Raw genomic sequence first — 22126 nt, forward strand, 5'->3', positions numbered from 1 at the left:
GATTATCTTAAACGACGAAATGAACTTCCTTTAAGCCATTTCCGTTTAGTAGATCAGAGAGTAGAAGTTACATAGAGTGAATTGTAAACGTTTTACTTTCTAATTAGTCAGGATCAACCGTTATAAAAAATCTGGCAGCCAAGCTGTCGTCATGAAAGAAAGGTAGGGATAGAGATGTCTGATCAAATGCTTATTTTAGTTGCATTAGCCGGAATTTTTCTTCTATTATTTTTAGTTATTAAAACAAAGCTTCATGCTTTTGTTGCCTTATTATTAGTGAGTTTGATTGTGGGGATCGCCGCTGGAATGCCGCTGCAGGAAGTGGTTACCTCCATTCAAAATGGAATGGGCGGGACCCTTGGATTTGTCGCTGTCGTTGTTGGTTTAGGTGCGATGTTCGGTCGTATGCTTGAGGTTTCAGGGGGAGCGGAACGATTAGCTCAAACATTGATTAATAAATTTGGTGAAGATAAAGCGCAATGGTCCCTTGGTATCACAGGTTTCTTGGTTGCCATTCCTGTATTCTTCGATGTAGGATTCATCATTCTTGTACCGATTGTATATGGTTTGGCAAAGAAAACCGGAAAGTCTCTACTATACTATGGGATTCCATTATTAGCAGGTCTTGCTGTTACACACAGCTTCATTCCGCCAACTCCAGGACCGATTGCTGTTGCTGATTTAATTGGAGCGGATCTTGGCTGGGTTATCTTATTTGGTACTCTTGCTGGTATTCCATCCATGATCATCGCTGGTCCACTTTTTGCAAAATTCATTTCGAAACGAATTCATGCTGTGGTTCCGGATTATATGCAAGTGGAAGAGATCGAGTATGATAAAGAGCTTCCGAGCTTTGCAATGATTGCGTCACTTATCTCGATTCCTTTAGTGTTGATCTTATTGAATACGCTTTCGGGTGTTCTATTAGATGAAGGAAATACCATTCGTTCAATCTTGACGTTCCTGGGTCATCCGTTCGTAGCGTTAACGATTGCGACGCTATTGACGTTTACATTATTAGGAACGAGACGTGGATATTCCCGTCAAGACGTTCAGGATATTGCGACAAAAGCACTTGAGCCGGCTGGGATCATCATCCTTGTTACAGGTGCCGGTGGAGTGTTCAAGCAGGTTCTGATCGACTCAGGTGTCGGTGAAGTCCTTGGTGAAATGATGGCCGGTTCAAGCTTGCCTCCGATTGCCCTTGCTTTCTTAATTGCAATGGTCGTACGTGTGGCACAAGGTTCAGCGACTGTATCCATGGTCACGGCAGCAGGATTAATGAGTCCATTAATTTCCACTCTTGGTTTAGAAGGGCCGGTCCTTGGTTTAATGGTTATTTCCATTGCAGCAGGAGCAACTGTCTTCTCTCATGTGAATGACAGCGGATTCTGGCTAGTGAACCGTTATTTTGGATTAGATGTGAAAGATACGTTAAAATCATGGACAATGATGGAAACGCTCATCGGTTTTGTAGGATTTACCGTAGTATTCATTATAGGGATATTCATCGGATAAAATAGGATAGAATAATAGTGGAAGAGGGAAGAGCCATGTCGCTTCTTCCTTTTCTCTATTTATTTTGGGAGGAACAAAGATGTCAGAATTTATGATTGGTGTCGATATCGGGACAACCAGTACAAAAGCGGTACTTTTTAATGAAAAGGGAAAAGCGATATATCGTCACGGGGTCGAATATCCATTACATACACCAGCACCGGGAACGGCTGAACAGGATCCCGAAGAAATCTTCCGGGCAGTCATCAGTTGTATAAAGGAAGTGACCTCTAATACAAGTGAGAATATCTCGTTTGTGTCGTTCAGTTCTGCTATGCACAGCTTGATCTTAGTGGATGATAAGGACCAGCCATTGACTCCTTCCATTACCTGGGCTGATAACCGCAGTGCCGAGTGGGCAGAGAAGATAAAAAAAGAAATGAACGGATTGGAGATTTATCGTAGAACCGGGACTCCCATCCATCCCATGTCCCCACTCGTGAAGCTTGCCTGGCTGCAGCATGAGGAGCCGGAATTGTTCGGGAAAGCAGCTAAGTTCATTTCAATTAAAGAATTTGTGTTCCATCGCTTTTTCGGAAAATATGTTGTGGATTATTCAATTGCATCTGCAACAGGTATGTTCCATCTGGAAAACCTGGCCTGGGATGAAGAAGCGTTGAAGGTGGCAGGTGTCACCAATGATCAACTTTCGGTTCCTGTCTCAACAACTGAAAGCTTAGTCGGATTGAAATCCGAGTACACGGACATGTTGGGCTTATCAGCGGACACACCGTTTGTCGTCGGAGCAAGTGACGGGGTTCTATCGAATCTTGGCGTCAACGCCATTGAACCCGGTGTCGTAGCCGTTACGATCGGAACGAGTGGTGCGATCCGTGCTGTAACGGACCGTCCGGTAACGGATCCGAAAGGACGTATTTTCTGTTATGCCTTGACGGATAATCATTGGGTGATTGGAGGGCCTGTCAATAACGGTGGCATGATTTTCCGTTGGGTGCGGGACGAACTGGCTTCTGCAGAGGTGGAAGTGGCGAGCCGGTTAGGGAAAGATCCTTATGAAGTCCTTACGGATATTGCTTCTAAAGTAGAACCGGGCTCGGAAGGGTTACTCTTCCATCCATATATGGCCGGGGAGCGTGCGCCTCTTTGGAACGCAAAAGCACGCGGGTCTTTCTTCGGACTCGGCATGCATCACAAAAAAGAGCATATGATACGTGCTGTATTAGAAGGAATTGTCATGAATTTATACAGCGTTCTTCTGGCGCTGGAAGAATTAATCGGAACACCGAAAAGGGTCCAGGCAACGGGTGGATTTGCCCGCTCGGAAATTTGGCGTCAAATGCTCGCTGATGTATTTGATCAGGAAGTGGAAGTGCCGGAAAGCTTCGAAAGCTCATGTCTTGGGGCGGTGGTGCTCGGAATGTATGGCAGCGGAATGATCGACTCACTTGAGGAAGTAAGTGAAATGGTCGGTTCTGTACATTCTCATCAACCAGATCCACAGGCTACAGAAGCATATCGTAAGCTCATGCCGATCTTTATTCGTGTACCGCGTTTATTAGAAGCCGAATATGAAGCGATCAGTGCTTATCAGGAAGGGAGCTGACTCATATGAGTCGGCTTTTTTCAGGTGAGGGTGGCAAGGAATCACTTAGCCAAAAATAGTTTTTTTCATGTATAATAGAAAGGAAAATACCTTTTAAGATTGAAAGTATCTATAGATAAATGTGAAAGAGAGTGAAACAATATGGGACGTAAGTGGAATAATATTAAAGAAAAGAAAGCGTCTAAGGATGCGAATACTAGTCGTATTTATGCGAAGTTCGGTCGTGAGATCTATGTTGCTGCCAAGCAAGGTGAGCCGGATCCTGAGCTGAACCAAACGCTGAAATTTGTTCTTGAGCGTGCGAAAACATACAGCGTACCGAAACATATCGTGGACCGCGCCATTGAAAAAGCAAAGGGTGGTTCAGAAGAGAACTATGACGAATTACGCTATGAAGGCTTCGGACCGAATGGTTCCATGGTCATTGTGGATGCACTGACGAACAATGTAAACCGAACTGCATCCGAAGTGCGTGCTGCTTTCGGCAAAAATGGCGGCAACATGGGTGTGAGTGGATCTGTAGCGTATATGTTCGATGCCACAGCCGTCATCGGTATTGAAGGAAAATCAGAAGAAGAAGTAATGGAAATTCTGATGGAAGCGGATGTAGACGCACGTGATATTATCGAGGAAGATGATGCTGTGATCGTATACGCTGAACCAGATCAATTCCATGCGGTTCAAGAAGCGTTTAAAGGTGCAGGTGTGACTGAGTTTACAGTAGCGGAACTGACTATGCTTGCGCAGAATGATGTCGAACTTCCAGAAGATGGTCAAGCTCAATTCGAAAAAATGATTGATGCGATCGAAGATTTGGAAGATGTTCAGCAGGTATATCATAATGTTGATTTAGGTGAATAACAGAAGAAAGGACCCCTTATGCTGAGCGCATTTGGGGTTTTTTATTGGAGAACATCCCCGCTGATTATGTCACTTTACCACTTTATTTGTCGAATAGATTGAAAATTCAGCAAAATACTTCATTCTTCCTATCTGCTTTGTTATGCTAAAGAGGAATCTGAATAAATACGTGACAAGGGGAGAGGAAAATATGGGACTAGATCAACTTGAATTACAGCAAGCAGAACAGAACGTGGATCGAAAGGAAAAAACCAAACCCTATCTAACGGCATTGATCGGTTGGAGTCTGCCGGCAATCGAAGCGTGTACGAAGCTTAACAGGCCTTTCGTGGTTGTTGGCCCCCCTGATTTTGAGGCATATGCAGAAAAACATGATATTGCCTTTATCGGTTGGGACTTCGATCGGTTAAATGAAGGTTCAGATCATCTTTATAAACAGCTGAAAGCAATGGGTGCGGAAGTGGCTGTTCCTTTGTATGAAGAGTGTGTGGAGTGGTCCGGGGCATTAAACTCCCGTTTCCGTAACGAACCACGCGTCTTCAACCGTTCTCTTCTATTAAGAGATAAAGGGATGATGAAGCGTAAAGCGCAAATTGCCGGAATCAAAGTAGGTGTATTCGAAGAAGCAAGGGATAAGGAAGATGTAAGAAGGTTCTTGAAACGTGTGAATGAAGCCCTTCTGAAAGTCGAAGGAGATAAGAACGACCCCATTCACGTAAAACCTCTTGATAAAGCAGGGTCTGTCGGACACCGTGCCATTGAGAATCCGGAAGATATCGATGCTCTCACCGAGTCGGAGTTTCCGCTTCTGATGGAAAGTCATTTAGACGGACAGGAATTCTCGTGTGAAGCTTTTATTCATAATGGAAAGATCCAATTTTTAAATATAACGGAGTATGTGCGATTAGGCTACTCTAATTTCGTACCGGCATCTCCAAGCCTTGAGGAAAAGCGTCCGATCATCCGTGAGGCGATTCAACAGCTCATTGATGCGTTTGAGATTGAATACGGTGTTATTCATCCCGAATATTTCATTACATCAGATGGTACTCTTCATTTCGGCGAAGTCGCAGCCAGAGTCCCCGGCGGACATATCTTTGATTTGATTGAACGTGCTTATGGATTTAATGCATATCAAGCTCAAATCCTTTGCAGTGACCCCAATACAACAGAAGAAGAGCTTAGAGAGTTTTTCCCTTCTACAGGTGAAAAAGCAAAAGCCCATGCAGGTTGTTTAATGGTCCATCCTCATGTTAATTATGTGGAGAAGCTGGAGGTACCCGATGAACTGGAGAACCATGCCTATTTTGAAAAACATGATATGTTCAGTCCTGCCCAAGGGAAGGTAGCTCAGCGAATCGGCTTCGGTAATCATTACGGAACGATCTTCTTCTACGGGGAAGACAGTGAAATCATGAGGGATCTATTAAAGGAATACGAACAGTTTAACTTCTATATTTAATTCTCTCATCCACTGGTATTTTGATTGATAAAGGAGTTTTGAAATGGCATTTGAATTAACGTCTAAGCTGGAAGATCGTTTTCTGCAAGCGCTTAATGAACTGGAGAGCGCAGCTTCATTTGCGAAATCAATGTATCAAACTGACGTGTATCAGGAAGCGCAAAGATTGTTGGATACGGATGAAGGATTGGAGATTCTATATCGAAGCGCAAGCCGCTTTGAAAAGGCCGGGGTCTTCCAGGACGGCCCCTGGGAAAAGGCGTCCAAGCTTCAACCACCTCTTGTGGCCGGGTCACTACAAGCAAAGGGGCTTCCTTCGATCATTGAAATTCTTAGTGAGTTAAGAATGCTATCCATCGCAGAGGGTCAATATGAACATCCCGATGTTTCGACTGAAATGGCAGAGGATTTCCTCAATGAAGTAATGGTTCTGAATCTGAACCTGCTTTTTCCTGAAGCAACGGAAGCAGCACGGATTGAAGGTGGAGAGCAGAGTGAAAGGGCAACGGAATTATTTCGATTTCTATCGGATAAGCTTTCCTATCAAGCACTTACAACTACACTGATTAAAGAAATCGAACGTTTGACCGCACAGCGTCCGATTATGGTGAAGCGGACAGTGTCAATGATTGAAACAGCGAAAAAGATGCTCCATTCAGACTTAAGTGTAGCGGAACGACTTGTTTTAGAAAAGTATGTGTCTGCTATTGAAGGTCCGTCCCTCATAAGCAAAAGCATTGTCCAGCCGGGTGAATACCGTAAGAAGCTTATGAGTCTGTCTAAGGAAGAACTGGAGAAGGAAGCTGTTGCCTTTGCGCAGTCCATGCGTGAAACGGGGCTTGTCGCTCCCCAGCATGCGATACTACTAAGGTTCCTGAGCAGAAAGGTTCAAGAGCTTGTTCCGGCTGCCCTTCAGTTAAACGACAAAGGAAAAGCAAACCTAGACGAACATGCGGAGCTCGTATTCCAGCTGATTAAAGTGGCGATCTATCCAGCCACAAAGCAATCGGTTTATGGACTCGCCCTTATGCTTGAGCGGGGTGTATTATCTTCCTCTCCTGTATCACCGGGATTGAAAAGGCTGATAGAGCTTGATATTCGACCGGAAGTACGGAAGACGCTCCTTAATTCGTGTAAAGCTGGAGACGGAATTACAGCAAATTCTGTCCTTCTGGCCGGTGTCATCAATGTCCTCGGTCAACCGATCGGGATTGGCCAAGGCTTAAACCCGACTTGTCAAACAGCGCGGGGGATCAGCCTTTGGGCACAGCATGCTCCTGGGTACTTACTCGAACTGATTCCACGGGCAGCGAGGGACGGAGATATCGATATAATGTTTGAAGGAACGCCGGTCCATTCGAAAGAATTAAGTGGAGGGCTGGCGCCTGAGCTTCATCAAGAGCTTGATCCTGTGTCACTTGTTCTCGTTCCTCATCTTGACCGTATTTATAGTGAGATGATGAGACGTGTATCGCTTAGAGGGGAAGATGGACACCGCTGGGTGAATCCGGAATTTTATGGAGATTGGGTTCAAAAAGGGTTTAGCACAGTCATTGATTCACTAACAGGCCTCATTTCTGACTATCCGGGATTCGTTCGCCTATTCTATGCCACTCACCACCCGGAATACAATGATGACTACGGATTGATCTATCCGAATCCAGTCGGGATCTTCATCACAAATGTTCATGGAAAGCTCCTTGGCTTCCATGCCGTTTCGATTTTGAGAATCACCCAGGATCCCAAGGGCGAATACCGGATCTATTTTTATAATCCGAATAATGATGGATCACAGAACTGGGGGCAGGGCATCGAACCTTCCGTCATGGAAAACGGGGAACTGGAAGGAGAATGCTCACTTCCGTTTCACGAGTTTGTTTCCCGCCTATACGCTTTCCACTACAACCCTTATGAACAGGGAGATGCCTTTGCTGTGGAAAATGAAATTGTCGATGAAATCAAAGATCTTGCCCGGGATAGCTGGGGAAGGGATTATACGTGGGTTTGAATCAGTTTCATGGCGTTAAGCACCGTTATTGCTTAACGCTTTTTTTGCTGCCCGATGCCAGTCGATTTTTCGTGTTTTGCATGATTATGTATTCAGTAGCCATACTAAATACTGGAGGTGGAATAGATGAGAGATCATAAGAAACCTGAAGAGTTACGAATGGACACGCCGTTAAACCCGGAATTCACTTTGAATAATGAGGTTCGAAATCCCAGTCAAGTCTATGTTCCGGGAGAGTCTGTGGAGGAACATCATGCAGTAGAGGAAGGAAACGGGTTCATGGCAGAAAAGGAAATCGGACAATCCAATGAAAATGGGTAGGAGATGATAAGAATGAATACGAAAGAATTTCCCGTAGCGGACCTGTCTGAAGATACCTTGAATATAGTGAGAAACATGGAAAGTGAACTTCGCCAGCAAACGGAAGAGGATATTATTCTAATCGCTTATAAGAATGGTGGTGAAACGATTGAAGGAAGAAGATAAAGTGAAAAAAGGAAATAAAGACATGCCCGATTTCAAACAGTTAAACGACCGTGTCATCGCAGAGGAACCGAAAGGACCATTTCTCGCCATCAAAACAAATATGGATACAGCAGGAGTCAAGGATAATCCGTATGCGTCTGAAAATGCAGATCCTGAACAAGATGAGAAATTACAGCAATTTTTCGAGGATGAAGAATTATAAGCAAATAGTGTCATGAGCAGTACATAAAAAAGCGCCAATCCGAAAGTGACTGGCGCTTTTTTGATATGATTATTAATTGAAAATTACATCTTTTCAATAAAGGAAAAAGGACTATACTAAAGAGGAAGAATAAAACAAACTGAAAAAGGCAAACTTGTTGAAAAGCAAGGACTGAAAAAGCTATCGGCCTGCCCGTCTTTCGAATGGCCGCCAAGCTGCCAGGCTCCTCACAAGAGTCAAGGCTCAAGAAGAGGAGAATGAAAGATGAATAGAATATGGAAGATGAGTATTTGTCTGATCCTGTTGAGTATCAATTCTTACCAATCAAATGAAAAGGCAGCTGGTATGGACGTGAGAGGGAAAAGCACGTGGCTTTGGAATACGGTTGACATCGTCGGACATAAAGAAGAAATCATCGGATTTTTTAAAGTTCATGGAGTAGATGAAGTGTATCTGCAAGTGAACCCGAACATAGAGAAGGAACACTATCAACTATTTATTCAAATGGCGACTTTAGAAAATATACACGTGTACGCCTTGGACGGGGCTCCAAAATGGGCGACCGTAAAAGGACAATCCGCCCTCATTGCTTTTTTTGATTGGCTGGAGGAATACCAGTTTGAAACGAGTGAGGATCAAAGATTTACCGGTGTTCATTTGGATGTGGAGCCTTACCTTTTATCCGGATGGTCAACCGCCTACGGCAAGACGGTGTTGAATTATCAGAAGATGGTGAATGAAGCAGTGATTCGATCTGATTCGCTTCAGCTTCCATTAGGGATGGATATTCCATTTTGGTTTGATGGGAAAACATTTAACAATGAATTAGGAAAAGGTAACCTTGCTCAGTGGGTGATTGGGAGGACGGATGAAGTTGGTGTTATGGCATACCGGGATCTGGCGAATGGGGAGAATGGAATCATTGAACTTGTCAGGAATGAGATGGAATTTGCCCAGGCTGCAGGGAAAAAGGTGAAGGTAGGAGTGGAAACAGCTCCATCTGCTGAAGGGGAATTCCTGACATTTCATGAAAATGGAGAGCAAATCATGCTTGCTGAACTTGCTCTTGTTGATGCCCAGTATGGTACATATTCTTCCTATAATGGAATCGCAGTTCATCATCACAGAAGCTGGAAGGATCTATCTGAATAGAGACAAAGAAGAAATGAGGAATGAAAGATGCCGAAAGTAGCCTTGGTTGAAGGATCCACTGGATTGGTTGGTTCACACCTGATTGAAATACTCATCAAGAGTCCCGAGTATAAAAAAGTGATTTCGTTCGTGAGAAGAAGCAGCGGGGTGAAGCATGAGAAGTTGGATGAACGAATCATCCCATTCGATCAGATGAAGCTCCTGCCCCACGAGGAAATCGACGATGTATTTTGTTGTCTTGGAACGACCATCAAGAAGGCGCAGACGAAGGAAGCATTTAGAAAGGTAGATTACGAATACCCCGTTCAGCTAGGAAACCTCGGTAAGGACCATGGGGCCAAACAATATATGGTCATATCAGCTATTGGGGCGAGCTCCGGTTCACCGTTCTTTTATAGTAAGGTGAAAGGGGAGCTCGAGGAAGACTTAATAGCCCTGAATTATCCTGCCCTGCACATTTTCAGGCCATCCCTTCTTTTAGGGGAAAGAGATGAATTCCGCCTTGGGGAAAAAGCGGGAGAAATCTTTTCCAGAGCCATCCGCCCGGTAATGGTAGGTAAGTTAAAAAAGTACAGAAGCATCTCAGGTGGTCAAGTGGCTTATGGAATGTACCGTGCCGCCAATGGCCATGTCAGTGAAAAAGTAACCTTCCATGAATCGGATCAAATTCAGCAGCTGTAAAAAGAGGAGGATAAAATGAAGAGAGTACTTAGGGGACATCATCTTCTTTGCACCCACGGATTTAAAGGCATGGGGTATAGTCCTGATTTTGTAAACGTTATGACGGAAATAGTGGGAGAAATACGAAATGATGAAAGGGATCTTCCCATTCAGGTCGTTCAAGCCTTTGATGACGCCTGTCAAGCATGTCCACATAAAGGGAAAACAGTATGTGAAAAAAGTGAAAACTCCAATGATCATGTTCTATCATTAGATAGCCGTGTCCTCCGGCATTTAGAGCTGAAACACGGGGAAACCTATATGAAATCAGATCTGATTATCCGAACGGCTAATAAAGTGAAACCTGAGGATCTTGATCATCTATGTAAAGGCTGCTCCTGGCTTGAATATGGGGTCTGTAAGGAAGGGATCGGGAAGCTGAGAGAAAAAGTTCTGGCTTAAGAGAAGGCTCTCTTACTACTTTCTCCTATAAAATAAAAAAGACCCGCATTTGAGCTAAGCGGGTCTTTCGGGTCAGAATGCATAAAAATGTCTCAAGGCATTCACGAGATGCTTCAGCGATGGGTCCTCTTCAAGATTCACAATCATTCCTTTAATGACGACCTGCCGGGTTTCCTCTTTTTGAATTTCCTCTTGAATGACTTCCAGAGAAATTTTGGTATTTTCATCCTCTGCTACTTCACGTGCATCCTCGATCATATGAACAAGTGTAGACTCATTGATCCTGTTAGATAAAGTGAAATCCTTCACCAGATCCTCCACTTTTTCAAAGGAAAGAACAGGCTGATCCCCGCTTTTTAGTAAGCCTTCCACTAAATCATCCGTACGTTTCAATATGAATCGGGACAAATAGGCAAAATCCAATTCGATTTTATCAAGCATCACCAATTCTAAATAAGAATGGAAAAAACCTTGAATCATCATAGTGATATCCCAGAAGTAGGGTTCGATTTTTTTTCCGTAAATCCCATATAATCTTTTTTTATAATAACGATGGGTGTCCATTTTCATTTCACTGAGGAGATCATGGATTTCATCGTTAAACGGCATGGCGTTCTCTCTGATCTGCATAATGATAAACTCTTTATGTTTACAGATTTCAATAAGCTGGCATTCTAATTGCTTTTGGAATTTTTCATAAGGAGGCAGATCCTCGTTTTCAATCTCATTCACTTTAGCTGTGATCATTTTAAAATAGTATTTCATGATAGCCAATAGAAGGGCTTCCTTTGACTTGAAATACAAATAGAATGCACCTTTAGATATTTCACACTCGTTCACGATTTCTTGCACCGAGGTGGCGTTAAACCCTTTCGTGGCAAACAGCTTAATCGATGTTTCAATAATTAATTTCTCTTTTTCCTTCATGCTTTCCTCTCCTTGATAAACTCCTTGACTCTATTATGACCGATTGGTCACAATAAATAAACCTTTAATTTTATAACTATATTGACTTATGACTGTACGGTCAGTTATATTAGATTGTGTTATGACTAGTCGGTCAGAAAATGAGAGAAGGGACGAATAAAGAGTGAATAGTATTATTAATTTCGTACTCAAGAATAAGTTTGCCGTATGGTTAATGACCATCATCGTCATTATTGCTGGCTTATATTCAGGATTTAATATGAAACTCGAAACCTTGCCAAATATTAATACACCGATTGTAAGTGTTACGACGGTGTACCCTGGAGCTACGCCTGAAGATGTAGCAGAAAAGGTATCAGAACCAATTGAAAAACGTTTGAAGAATTTAAATGGAGTTAATGTTGTCAGCTCCACGTCTTATCAAAATGCTTCAGCCGTTCAGATAGAATACAAGTTTTCGAAAGATATGGACGAAGCAAAGACTGAAGTGGAAGATGCTCTTTCGGATCTCTCTTTTCCAGAAGGGGTCAATGAACCGGAAGTCTCAAGACTGAGCTTTAACGCTTTCCCGATCATTGCGCTGAGTGTTGCAAATGAAGACCAATCTTTAGCTGAATTAACATCAACAGTTGAAGAAGCCATCGTACCACAACTTGAAGGAGTGGACGGGGTAGCATCTGTTCAAGCTTCAGGTCAACAAGTTCAAGAAGCACAAGTCGTTTTCGATCAAGAAAAGCTTGCTCAATACGGCTTAACCGAAGAAACGGTCCAAAATATGATCAAAGGGTCTGATGTGACAGCACCATTAGGGCTTTACACGTTTAAAGACAGTCAGAAATCTGTGATGGTTGATGGAAATATCACAACGATCGAAGATTTGAAAGAGATGAAGATCCCTGTGACACCTTCAGCTGGGAGTATGGAAGCGCCGCAAGGACAACAGCCTGGTGGTCAAGCTTCTCAAGGTCCACCTGTAGAAACGCCTCAGGCTCAGGAAGCACCTGCGGGGATGAAGATCCCAACCGTACAACTATCAGACATTGCTGATATCGAGCTGAAAGGGAAAGCCGAATCCATTTCCAGAACCAATGGGAAGGAATCCATCGGACTTCAAGTGGTGAAAACAGCAGATGCCAATACAGTAGACGTTGTGAATGCCGTAAAAGAAGAAGTGAAAGCTTTTGAAAAAGAGTTGGACGGGGTTGAAATCATCTCTACCTTTGACCAAGGAGAACCGATTGAAGAGTCTGTCAGCACCATGCTGAATAAAGCTTTATTCGGTGCCATATTTGCCGTCATCATCATTCTGTTATTCTTGCGGGATATTAAATCGACGTTAATCTCGGTCGTATCGATTCCATTATCGCTGTTAATCGCGATATTGCTCTTAAAACAAATGGACATTACATTGAATATCATGACCCTTGGAGCGATGACTGTAGCCATCGGACGGGTAATCGATGACTCCATTGTAGTAGTAGAAAATATCTATAGAAGAATGTCACTGAAAGGTGAACTGCTTAAAGGAAAAGAATTGATCCGGGAAGCAACAAAGGAAATGTTCGTTCCGATCGCGTCTTCCACGATTGTAACGATCGCTGTGTTCCTTCCGTTAGGATTGGTTCAAGGGATGATTGGGGAACTATTCCTTCCATTCGCCTTGACGATCGTGTTTGCCCTATTGGCTTCACTTCTTGTGGCAGTAACGATTGTACCGATGCTTGCTCACTCGATGTTTAAAAAAGGTGTCGGGAAGAAGCATGTGGAAAAGCAAAGCCGTTTAGCGATTTGGTACAAAGGCGTATTAAATTGGACGCTGAACCATAAAATCATCACGTCACTCCTGGCTGTCGCGATGCTTGTCGGAAGCTTGTTCCTGGTGCCGCTCATCGGTGTGAGCTTCCTGCCATCAGACGAAGAAAAAATGATCATGGCCACGTATAAACCGGAACCTGGTCAAACTGAAGAAGATGTAAATCAAATCGCTCAAGAAGCTGAAAAGTATTTCCAAGGACGTAAAGGGACTGAAACGATTCAGTACTCGGTTGGCGGGGAAAACCCGATGAGTCCGGGAAGCTCAAACAATGCAATATTCTATGTTCAATACAGCGATGATACAGAGAATTTCTCTGAAGAAAAAGAACAAGTCATTAAAAAACTTCAAGAAACAACAGATAAAGGGGAATGGGCTTCACAAGACTTCTCCGCAAGTGCCGGCAGCAATGAAATTGTCGTGTACGTGTACGGTGAAACCCTGAAAGAAATCGAACCTGTCGTAAACGATATTCAAGCTATGATGGAAGATAAAAAAGATTTCAAAAAAGTAGGATCAAGTATCTCTGAATCGTACGATGAGTATTCGTTCATTGCAGATCAGGAAAAATTGAGTGAGCTTGGCCTTACAGCAGGTCAAATCGCCATGGAACTTGGTCAGACACGTCAACGTCCCGTCCTCACCACCATTGAAAAGGATGGAGAAGAGGTAAATGTCTATTTAGACGTTGAGAAAGAAGAGTACGAAAGCATCAACGACTTGACGGACAAAACGATTCAATCTCCACTGGGCATTGAAGTTCCGATTAAAGACGTCGTTGAAGTGCAGGAAGGTAAGACATCCGATACTGTTTCACGACGCGACGGAAAAGTATTTGCTCAAGTAAGCGGAGAATTAAAATCGGATGATGTATCAAAAGCTTCGCAAGCCATTCAAAAAGAAGTCGAAGAGCTTGATTTGCCAGCCGGTATCAACGTAGACATGGGTGGAGTAACAGAAGATATCCAGGAATCCTTCACACAACTGGGATTAGCGATGCTTGCAGCCATTGCCATTGTGTACTTGATCCTCGTGATCACATTCGGCGGAGGGCTTGCACCATTTGCCATTTTGTTCTCGCTGCCATTTACGATCATCGGGGCATTGGTTGGACTATTGATCGCAGGAGAAACAATCAGTATTTCCTCCATGATTGGTGCCCTCATGCTGATTGGTATCGTTGTAACCAACGCAATCGTCCTGATCGACCGGGTGATTCATAAAGAAAACGAAGGTCTATCCACAAGGGAAGCTTTACTGGAAGCCGGCGCCACCCGACTTCGCCCGATCCTTATGACAGCAATTGCGACAATCGGGGCACTGTTCCCATTGGCATTAGGTCTTGAAGGAAGTGGATTGATCTCGAAAGGACTTGGCGTAACCGTGATTGGCGGTCTGACAAGTTCGACACTATTAACACTTGTCGTTGTGCCGATCGTGTATGAAATCCTGATGAAAATGAAAGGGAAGATTGGTCGACGGAAGCGAAAGGCAGTAAAAGAGTAAGTTGAGGAAGGCAGTCCTGTTGCGGGGCTGCTTTTTTGTAGTTTTTTTATATGGGGTTTGGGGTATTTTTGGGGGTTTGTTCACAATTTGGCACAAGTTTGATGGAAAGTGGCACAAGTTTTGCCGAAAGTGGCACCAGTTTACCCCAAACTGGCACAACAAGCACCTGTCATACCTTCCAAAAAAGAAAATACCTGCGTTGTTTACGTAGAAGAGAGGCAATTCTTGATGAAATGACAAAAAAACCACGTCATCATCACGATTGCAAAAACTTTCCGGCACTTTTTAAACTTTTCTAAAAATTGTATTGATTCCATCAAAAGTCTGGACTATAATAACATTAACGAAAGCGCTTTCGATGAAGAGGAGATAACAATGGTTACAATCTATGACTTAGCAAAACGGACTGGTTTTTCCAGTACGACAGTTTCTAAAGCTCTCAATAATTACACAGATGTGAGTCAGAAAACGAAACAAAAAATCCTGGAGGCAGCAGCTGAAATGGGGTATTTACCAAATGCCCACGCCCAGTCTTTATCGACAAAAAAATCCTGGACGATCGGAGTAATGTTCGCTGAGGACAACGAGGTCGGGATGAAACATCCTTTCTTTAGCGCCCTCATTGAAAGTTTTCGAAAGCATGTAGAACGGGAAGGCTATGATTTAATCTTTGCTTCTCGGAATCTACGAAATCGGGATACTAGTTATTTAGAACATTTTATGTACCGTGCCGTGGATGGTATCGTCGTGATTTGTTCAGATCCTAACGACCCGCAGGTTCAAGACATGATCAATAATCATGTGCCGATTGTCGTGATTGATATGAGCAATCAGAACTGCAGCGTCGTCTATTCCGATAACATCGAGGGAGGAAGGCTTGCCGTAAACTATCTTCATTCATTGGGCCATACAAGAATCGCTCATATATCAGGAGATCCAAAGATCGATGCAGGAGCACAAAGGATTAAAGGGTTTTCTAAGGCCATGAATGATTTAAACCTTCCGATTCATCAAGAATACCTTGTGAATGGCGGATTATTTTCCATTCAAGAAGGTAGGGCAGCAATGGAGTCCCTCCTGGAACTGGAAACCACACCTACCGCTGTTTTTGTAGCAGGTGACCATATGGCCATTGGAGCAATGGAAGCCATTAAAGAAAAGGGATTAAAAATACCGGAAGATATCTCGATCATCGGGTATGATGACATTGAAATGTCAGCCTATGTCACTCCGAAACTAACCACAGTCAGACAAGACACGGATAGAATCGGTGCTCGGGCAGGACAGTTACTAATTAAACAGATGATTCAAAAAAAGAAACTCATAACAACGGAAATCATTCCAGTAGAACTAATCATCAGAGAATCATGTACATCACCAAAAAAAGAAAAAAAGAATTAATTTTTATTTTTTAGTAATTCCGAAACCGGTTTCGGAATTTTTATAAGAAATGAATCGAAACCGCTTTCGAAACTATATTGTTGAAAAAGAACAAAGGGGGATAATGATGAAAAAGTTTTTAGCAATATTTATGACGCTTGTACTGCTGGCAGGGGTGTTGTCAGCTTGCTCCGGAGATTCCAAATCATCAGGTGATTCTAAATCAAGTAAAGATGTAGATTTGAAGATTTGGTCATTCACGGATGAATTAAAGAAACCCATTACGAAATTTGAAGAGAAAAATGGTGTGAAAGTAGAGTTGACGATTGTTCCGATTGCCGACTACCCGACAAAATTAAAGCCTGTTCTTGAAAGCGGAGTAGGGGCGCCGGATGTATTCACTGGCGAAATTGCATTCCTTAAGCAATGGGTAGATGCAGGGTATTGGGAGAACTTATCAGAGGACCCATACAATGTAGACGAAATCAAAGATAAATATGTTCCTTACGTATTTGACTTAGGTAAAGATAAAGACGGAAATGTAAGAGCTCTATCATGGCAAACGACGCCAGGGGGAGTTTTTTATAAGAGAAGTATCGCTAAAGAGGTACTTGGTACAGATGATCCAACTGAAGTAGGCAACATGCTTAACTCCATGGACAATGTATTCAAAGTAGCAGAGAAGATGAAGGAAAAAGGCTACAGCATGTTCCCTGATGAAGGGTCCATCCGCTGGTTCTCGCAAGGAGACAATCCACAACCTTGGGTGAACGACAAGAATGAGTTAAAGCTGACTGAACAGAAGATCGAGTTTATGGATTATGCTAAAAAACTCCGTGAGAACAGCTATACGGCACTTGCTCCTGAGTGGTCTCCATCGTGGTTCGAAGCAATGGATAAGCCAATCAAGGTAAAAGAAAACGGTAAAGAGAAAGAAACCCAAGTATTCTCGTATGTTCTTCCTACATGGGGTCTTCACAGCGTTCTGAAAACAAACGTGAAGGAATCTGCTGGGGACTGGGCAGTAACGAATGGACCAAGCCCATACTTCTGGGGTGGAACATGGTTAGGGGTTTACGAAAAGTCAGAGAACAAAGAGCTTGCGTATGACTTTGTAAAAATGATGACTCAAGAAGATGAGTTCCTGACAGATTGGGCAAAAGAAACAGGGGATGTTCTGTCCTACCTGCCTGTAACAAACGAAATCAAGGATGATTTCAGTGACGAATTCCTTGGCGGTCAAAATAACTATCAATTCTTCCTTGAGCAAGCGAAAGAAATCGAGCCTGGCATTGTAACAAAATACGACCAGCAGCTTGATACGTTCTATGGAAACGCTGTTCAGCAGTACGTAGACGGGAAGAAATCCAAAGAAGAAGCCATTCAAGAATTCTATAAAAAAGCACAAAACGCATATCCGGACATAAAAGTACCAAAAAATTAACACGTAAAAATCAAGGGCAAGTGGCATGGACCATGCCACTTGCCCAATCTACTAACAACTAAGGGGGGCTGGGGAATGAAGAAATTAGACCGATATGGTTATGTATTTATTGCCCCGTTTTGGATCATCTTTTTGATATTTAGTATTTATCCCGTTGCGCTTACTTTCTACTACAGCTTTACGAACTATTCAGGGAGCGGGACAGCAGAGGTTGTCGGTCTTGCAAACTATACCCGTTTACTCTCGGACAGTTATTTTGTGGAAGCATTTTTTAACACATGGAAAATATGGGGAATAAACTTTGCCCTGCAAATTGGTCTTGCCCTTGTACTCGCATTAATCTTCTCTGATATGAGAATGAAGTTGAAAGGTTTGGCATTTTTCAGATCGATCTTTTATTTACCTAATTTAATCACGATTAGTTCAGTCGCTCTGCTGTTTGGTATCTTGCTGGACTGGCAGCATGGATCATTAAATATGATTCTATTAAATATAGGTCTTATATCAGAACCGATTAATTGGCTGAACGAGCCCGCGACTGCCCAGCTTTCTGTATCCCTGATCCTAACCTGGATGTGGTTCGGCCATTCGTTCATTGTTGTCATGGCGGGTGTTTCCGGTATATCGAAAGACTATTATGAGGCTGCATTGATCGATGGAGCCAACAGGTGGCAGACGTTTACGAAAATCACGATACCTTTATTGAAACCCATCTTACTCTATATCATGATCACATCCCTGATCGGCGGCCTTCAGCTGTTTGATCTGCCGATGCTTCTGACAGACGGAATCGGTTCCCCGGATGGATCACTGAACACGATGGTTCTGTATCTGTACAATCAAGCGTTCAAGTTTAACAATTATGGATATGCATCAGCTGTTGCATATGGATTGTTTGTCATCACCCTGATCTTTTCAGCGATTGTCTTTAAAGGGATGTACGGAAATGAACGCAAACAAGCAAGGAGGGTGTAAAGCATGTTGGGAAAAACAGCCGTTGAAAAAAATGTACAGTCCCAGAAGGCAGAAAAATCAAAGCCTGAACTTCTGCCACATGAGTCCAAACTAAAGACCAGAAATACCATTGTGAAGAGCATCATTTATACCCTGCTTGTGTTGATGGCAATTGTTTGCTTCATCCCATTCCTGATGATGCTTGTGAATGCAACAAGATCAAATGAAGCAATTCTTTCAGGATTCACCTTGCTCCCAGGCAGTTCCTTAGTCGAAAACTATGCCAATATGATGGAGTACGTAAATATTTGGTCGGGTTTCAAGAATAGTCTGATCATCTCTGTCCTCACAACCGTATTATCAGGATATTTCTCAGCGTTGACTGCATATGGATTTGCATTTTACACATTCAGAGGGAAAAATTTCTTATTCGTCTTCATGCTTGTGATGATGATGGTTCCAGGACAATTGGGTCTTATCGGCTTTTATGAATTAAGTAAGAACCTTGGGATATTAGATACCTTCATCCCGCTGATCGTACCTACCATTGCAAGTCCGTTTGTTGTGTTCTTCCTAAGACAATACATCAAAACGACCCTGCATCCGAGTTTAATCGAGGCTGCCCGTATCGACGGTGCAAGTGAGTTCAAGATTTTCCATACAGTGGCGATTCCGATCATGATGCCGGCTGTTGCAACGATGTCGATTTTCACGTTCATCGGCTCATGGAATAACTACATCATGCCACTCGTGATACTGTTCTCACCTGAGAAATATACGTTGCCAGTATTAATGGGATTCTTGAAAGGATCTCAAGTGGCACAAAATTTAGGATCGATGTATTTAGGTATCGCGATTTCAGTGGTCCCTATCATGATTGCATTCCTATTTCTATCAAAATATATCGTCAACAGCATCTCAGCAGGATCGATCAAAGAATAAAGGAGAGAAAAACATATGCATTTCGATAAAACATTTACCTTTGGAACCGCAACATCATCGTATCAAATTGAAGGGGCACATCAGGAAGGGGGAAGAACACCGTCCATTTGGGATATGTTCTGTGACATTCCAGGGAAAGTATACAAGCAGCATAATGGTGATGTCGCGTGTGATCACTATCACCGGTTTGAAGAAGACATCCAGCATATTAAACGCCTTGGAGTGGATACGTATCGTTTCTCCATTGCCTGGCCGAGGGTCTTTCCTGAAAAGGGGAAATACAATCAGGAAGGTATGGATTTTTATAAAAAGCTCGCGAGAAGACTTCAAGAAGAAGGAATCAAACCTGCTGTTACGTTGTATCATTGGGACTTACCGGTTTGGGCTCATGAAGAAGGCGGATGGGTGAATCGTGAATCCGTACAATGGTTCTTGGAATATGCAAGAGCATGCTTCACAGAACTTGATGCGGTCGTTGATTCATGGATCACCCATAATGAGCCTTGGTGTGCAGGTTTCCTAGGCTATCATCAAGGGGTCCATGCTCCTGGTCATACCAATATGGATGAAGCAGTAAAAGCGGTCCACCATATGCTGCTATCTCACGGAAAAGCGGTTGAGATGCTGAAGAAAGAATTCCAGTCCCAAACCGATATCGGTATTACACTGAACCTATCACCGGTGTATCCAAATACGGATTCCGTGAACGATGCTTTAGCTGCCAATAATGCAGATGGTTATTCGAATCGCTGGTTCCTTGACCCTGTATTCAAAGGCGAATATCCAAAAGACATGATGAATTTGTTCTCAAAATACGTCCATTCCTATGACTTTATCAAACCAGGGGATATGGAACTGATTTCAACGGAATGTGATTTCTTCGGGATCAACTACTACAGCCGTGGGATCGTGGAGTTCAGTGCAGCCCATGACTTTATGCACAAAGGAGCCTACTCCGATTATGAGAAAACAGGGATGGGCTGGGATATCGCGCCCAATGAATTCAAAGACCTCATCCGCCGCCTGAGACAGGAATATACGGATCTGCCAATCTATATCACGGAAAACGGAGCGGCGTATGACGATGTATTGGAAAATGGAAGAGTTCATGATCACGAACGTGTTAATTATTTAAATCTTCACCTTCAAGCAGTTTCTGACCTTAATGAGGAAGGCATGAACATCCAGGGTTATTATTTATGGTCACTGATGGATAATTTTGAGTGGAGCTTTGGTTATGATAAGCGGTTTGGCATCCTTTATGTCGACTTCGATACACAGGAGCGAATTTGGAAGGACAGCGCCTTCCGATACGCTGAAATCATCCGGGATCATAAAGAGAAGCATGGCCATCATACAAATGCTGAGGAAGTTGCACAATGAATGCGAAGCAAGTAAAGGTAATTTTGACAGCCAAAGAAACAGGAGATCGGTTCTCTGAAAAAGAACCGGTTTCTTTTTCTGCAGGTCAGGCTTCTACCCATATACAGCTTGATCCAGAATGTAAATATCAGGAAATGTTGGGGTTTGGCGGTGCATTCACAGAAGCGGCGGCTCACAGCCTTTCCCTCATCAGCCCTGAGAAAAGGAAAGAGATCATTCACCGCTACTTCGATCCGATAGAAGGCTTGGGCTATCGCTTAGGAAGGACACATATCAATAGCTGTGATTTCTCATTAGGGAACTATTCGTATGTGGAAGAGGGAGATACGTCGTTAGAAAGCTTTTCCATCGAACGGGAGAAGAAGCTTGTGATTCCTCTTATTCAAGAGGCGATGGAAGTGGCTGATGAAGAGCTTTCCATTGTAGCTTCACCCTGGAGTCCGCCGTCATGGATGAAGACGAACGGCGAAATGAACAATGGCGGAAAACTTTTATCAGAATATGAATCTGTTTGGGCTGATTATTATTCAAAGTATATAGAGGCGATGGAAGAAGAGGGGATCCGGATCTGGGGAGTAACGATCCAAAATGAACCCGAAGCAAAGCAGGTTTGGGATTCTTGTCTATATACGGGAGAAGAAGAGCGCGACTTCATCAAAAACCATTTAGGTCCGTCCCTGGCGGAAAATGGCCATGATGATGTGAAGGTCATCATATGGGATCATAATCGTGATGTGATTTATGAGCGTGCCCATGCTGTGTTATCTGATCCTGAAGCAGCTAAATACGTCTGGGGAACAGGTTTGCACTGGTATGTATCCGAGGAGTTTGAAAATCTCTCTAAAGTGCATCATGCTTTTCCGGACAAGCATCTGATTTTTACAGAAGGGTGCATGGAAGGAGGGGTCCAAGTAGGTTCATGGGATACCGGTGAGAGGTATGGCAGAAATATCATCGGTGACTTGAACAATTATCTTGAAGCCTGGATCGATTGGAATCTGGTATTGAATGAAGAAGGCGGACCCAATCATGTAGGGAACTATTGTGATGCGCCGGTCATCGTAGATACCACTAAAGATGAAGTTCACTATAACAGCTCTTATTACTACATCGGTCATTTTAGTAAATATATCAAAGCGGGAGCGAGACGTATTGGGTGTCATGTTTCAAATGACTCTGTATTGGCTACTTCCTTTGAAAATCCAGATGGGGAGATTGTAGTGGTTGTGATGAATGCGAATAGTGGGGATGAAGAAATTTCACTTTCCTGTGCCGAGGGATCGATGACTACTACGCTCCCTTCTCACTCTATAGCTACATTCATTATTAGATAAAAGATTGAAAGCAGTCCTGGAGAGGGCTG

The 22126-nt window shown here is 43.2% G+C and carries 19 protein-coding genes and 1 riboswitch; of the genes, 18 read left to right on the plus strand and 1 reads right to left on the minus strand.

The window, feature by feature from the left end; translation table 11 throughout:
* Nucleotides 1-174 precede the first annotated feature (174 nt).
* The 11 genes from ACFQWC_RS17185 (at nucleotide 175) to ACFQWC_RS17235 (ending at nucleotide 10414) form a co-directional block, all read left to right on the plus strand.
* Complete coding sequence (locus ACFQWC_RS17185; protein ID WP_299741452.1) at nucleotides 175-1518, plus strand: GntP family permease; 1344 nt, start codon at nucleotides 175-177, stop codon at nucleotides 1516-1518.
* A gap of 91 nt (nucleotides 1519-1609) precedes the next feature.
* Nucleotides 1610-3121 (plus strand): gluconokinase, encoded by a 1512-nt coding sequence (gene gntK, locus ACFQWC_RS17190; protein WP_341357963.1) that lies wholly within the window; start codon nucleotides 1610-1612, stop codon nucleotides 3119-3121.
* Between the two features lie 141 nt (nucleotides 3122-3262).
* A complete protein-coding gene (locus ACFQWC_RS17195) occupies nucleotides 3263-3982 on the plus strand; it encodes a YebC/PmpR family DNA-binding transcriptional regulator (protein WP_044339151.1) in 720 nt (239 codons plus the stop codon).
* Between the two features lie 190 nt (nucleotides 3983-4172).
* The gene (locus ACFQWC_RS17200; protein WP_299741467.1) at nucleotides 4173-5444 is read left to right on the plus strand and encodes an ATP-grasp domain-containing protein; all 1272 of its coding nucleotides are present in this window, start codon (nucleotides 4173-4175) and stop codon (nucleotides 5442-5444) included.
* A 43-nt stretch (nucleotides 5445-5487) separates the two neighbouring features.
* Complete coding sequence (locus tag ACFQWC_RS17205; protein ID WP_299741469.1) at nucleotides 5488-7452, plus strand: hypothetical protein; 1965 nt, start codon at nucleotides 5488-5490, stop codon at nucleotides 7450-7452.
* 126 nt (nucleotides 7453-7578) lie between these two features.
* Nucleotides 7579-7773: a hypothetical protein gene (locus ACFQWC_RS17210; RefSeq protein ID WP_299741471.1), complete on the plus strand. Its 195-nt coding sequence runs from the start codon at nucleotides 7579-7581 to the stop codon at nucleotides 7771-7773.
* Nucleotides 7774-7785: 12 nt separating this feature from the next.
* Complete coding sequence (locus ACFQWC_RS17215; RefSeq protein ID WP_377108657.1) at nucleotides 7786-7938, plus strand: hypothetical protein; 153 nt, start codon at nucleotides 7786-7788, stop codon at nucleotides 7936-7938.
* Nucleotides 7922-8140, plus strand: coding sequence for a hypothetical protein (locus tag ACFQWC_RS17220; RefSeq protein WP_299741475.1), 219 nt, complete (start codon nucleotides 7922-7924; stop codon nucleotides 8138-8140). The genes ACFQWC_RS17215 and ACFQWC_RS17220 overlap by 17 nt, the downstream gene beginning before the upstream one ends.
* A 137-nt stretch (nucleotides 8141-8277) precedes the next feature.
* Nucleotides 8278-8363: riboswitch (cyclic di-GMP riboswitch) on the plus strand.
* A gap of 41 nt (nucleotides 8364-8404) precedes the next feature.
* Entirely contained in the window at nucleotides 8405-9292 is an 888-nt protein-coding gene (locus tag ACFQWC_RS17225) for an amidase (RefSeq protein ID WP_377108659.1), read from the plus strand.
* A 27-nt stretch (nucleotides 9293-9319) separates the two neighbouring features.
* Entirely contained in the window at nucleotides 9320-9973 is a 654-nt protein-coding gene (locus ACFQWC_RS17230; protein WP_377108661.1) for an NAD-dependent epimerase/dehydratase family protein, read from the plus strand.
* A gap of 15 nt (nucleotides 9974-9988) precedes the next feature.
* Entirely contained in the window at nucleotides 9989-10414 is a 426-nt protein-coding gene (locus tag ACFQWC_RS17235; RefSeq protein WP_341357325.1) for a DUF1284 domain-containing protein, read from the plus strand.
* A gap of 72 nt (nucleotides 10415-10486) precedes the next feature.
* Here ACFQWC_RS17235 and ACFQWC_RS17240 read toward each other — a convergent pair whose 3' ends face one another.
* Nucleotides 10487-11341: a TetR/AcrR family transcriptional regulator gene (locus ACFQWC_RS17240; RefSeq protein WP_377108663.1), complete on the minus strand. Its 855-nt coding sequence runs from the start codon at nucleotides 11339-11341 to the stop codon at nucleotides 10487-10489.
* Nucleotides 11342-11504: 163 nt separating this feature from the next.
* Between ACFQWC_RS17240 and ACFQWC_RS17245 the strand changes: the two genes are divergently transcribed.
* The 7 genes from ACFQWC_RS17245 to ACFQWC_RS17275 all read left to right on the plus strand — a co-directional run bounded on the left by ACFQWC_RS17245 (nucleotide 11505) and on the right by ACFQWC_RS17275 (nucleotide 22097).
* Entirely contained in the window at nucleotides 11505-14660 is a 3156-nt protein-coding gene (locus ACFQWC_RS17245; RefSeq protein ID WP_377108665.1) for an efflux RND transporter permease subunit, read from the plus strand.
* 375 nt (nucleotides 14661-15035) lie between these two features.
* Nucleotides 15036-16061 (plus strand): LacI family DNA-binding transcriptional regulator, encoded by a 1026-nt coding sequence (locus ACFQWC_RS17250; protein WP_341357328.1) that lies wholly within the window; start codon nucleotides 15036-15038, stop codon nucleotides 16059-16061.
* A 106-nt stretch (nucleotides 16062-16167) separates the two neighbouring features.
* A complete protein-coding gene (locus tag ACFQWC_RS17255) occupies nucleotides 16168-17484 on the plus strand; it encodes an ABC transporter substrate-binding protein (protein ID WP_299742635.1) in 1317 nt (438 codons plus the stop codon).
* Between the two features lie 75 nt (nucleotides 17485-17559).
* Nucleotides 17560-18459 (plus strand): carbohydrate ABC transporter permease, encoded by a 900-nt coding sequence (locus ACFQWC_RS17260; RefSeq protein WP_299741488.1) that lies wholly within the window; start codon nucleotides 17560-17562, stop codon nucleotides 18457-18459.
* A 144-nt stretch (nucleotides 18460-18603) separates the two neighbouring features.
* On the plus strand, nucleotides 18604-19380 hold the full coding sequence (locus tag ACFQWC_RS17265) for a carbohydrate ABC transporter permease (RefSeq protein ID WP_299742638.1): 777 nt from the start codon (nucleotides 18604-18606) through the stop codon (nucleotides 19378-19380).
* A 15-nt stretch (nucleotides 19381-19395) separates the two neighbouring features.
* A complete protein-coding gene (locus ACFQWC_RS17270) occupies nucleotides 19396-20763 on the plus strand; it encodes a GH1 family beta-glucosidase (protein WP_377108668.1) in 1368 nt (455 codons plus the stop codon).
* Nucleotides 20760-22097: a glycoside hydrolase family 30 protein gene (locus ACFQWC_RS17275; protein WP_377108670.1), complete on the plus strand. Its 1338-nt coding sequence runs from the start codon at nucleotides 20760-20762 to the stop codon at nucleotides 22095-22097. Before ACFQWC_RS17270 ends, ACFQWC_RS17275 begins: the two co-directional genes overlap by 4 nt.
* The last annotated feature ends 29 nt before the right edge of the window (nucleotides 22098-22126 follow it).

Source organism: Rossellomorea sp. GCM10028870 (assembly GCF_042666755.1).
Taxonomy (GTDB): domain Bacteria; phylum Bacillota; class Bacilli; order Bacillales; family Bacillaceae_B; genus Rossellomorea.

Coding starts and splice junctions, on each gene's coding strand:
- ACFQWC_RS17250 (WP_341357328.1), top strand. CDS start 15,036: ATGGTTACAATCTATGACTTAGCAAAACGGACTGGTTTTTCCAGTACG.
- ACFQWC_RS17205 (WP_299741469.1), top strand. CDS start 5,488: ATGGCATTTGAATTAACGTCTAAGCTGGAAGATCGTTTTCTGCAAGCG.
- ACFQWC_RS17225 (WP_377108659.1), top strand. CDS start 8,405: ATGAATAGAATATGGAAGATGAGTATTTGTCTGATCCTGTTGAGTATC.
- ACFQWC_RS17270 (WP_377108668.1), top strand. CDS start 19,396: ATGCATTTCGATAAAACATTTACCTTTGGAACCGCAACATCATCGTAT.
- ACFQWC_RS17255 (WP_299742635.1), top strand. CDS start 16,168: ATGAAAAAGTTTTTAGCAATATTTATGACGCTTGTACTGCTGGCAGGG.
- ACFQWC_RS17195 (WP_044339151.1), top strand. CDS start 3,263: ATGGGACGTAAGTGGAATAATATTAAAGAAAAGAAAGCGTCTAAGGAT.
- ACFQWC_RS17215 (WP_377108657.1), top strand. CDS start 7,786: ATGAATACGAAAGAATTTCCCGTAGCGGACCTGTCTGAAGATACCTTG.
- ACFQWC_RS17260 (WP_299741488.1), top strand. CDS start 17,560: ATGAAGAAATTAGACCGATATGGTTATGTATTTATTGCCCCGTTTTGG.
- ACFQWC_RS17240 (WP_377108663.1), bottom strand. CDS start 11,341: ATGAAGGAAAAAGAGAAATTAATTATTGAAACATCGATTAAGCTGTTT.
- ACFQWC_RS17230 (WP_377108661.1), top strand. CDS start 9,320: ATGCCGAAAGTAGCCTTGGTTGAAGGATCCACTGGATTGGTTGGTTCA.
- ACFQWC_RS17200 (WP_299741467.1), top strand. CDS start 4,173: ATGGGACTAGATCAACTTGAATTACAGCAAGCAGAACAGAACGTGGAT.
- gntK (WP_341357963.1), top strand. CDS start 1,610: ATGATTGGTGTCGATATCGGGACAACCAGTACAAAAGCGGTACTTTTT.
- ACFQWC_RS17185 (WP_299741452.1), top strand. CDS start 175: ATGTCTGATCAAATGCTTATTTTAGTTGCATTAGCCGGAATTTTTCTT.
- ACFQWC_RS17235 (WP_341357325.1), top strand. CDS start 9,989: ATGAAGAGAGTACTTAGGGGACATCATCTTCTTTGCACCCACGGATTT.
- ACFQWC_RS17275 (WP_377108670.1), top strand. CDS start 20,760: ATGAATGCGAAGCAAGTAAAGGTAATTTTGACAGCCAAAGAAACAGGA.
- ACFQWC_RS17265 (WP_299742638.1), top strand. CDS start 18,604: ATGGCAATTGTTTGCTTCATCCCATTCCTGATGATGCTTGTGAATGCA.
- ACFQWC_RS17210 (WP_299741471.1), top strand. CDS start 7,579: ATGAGAGATCATAAGAAACCTGAAGAGTTACGAATGGACACGCCGTTA.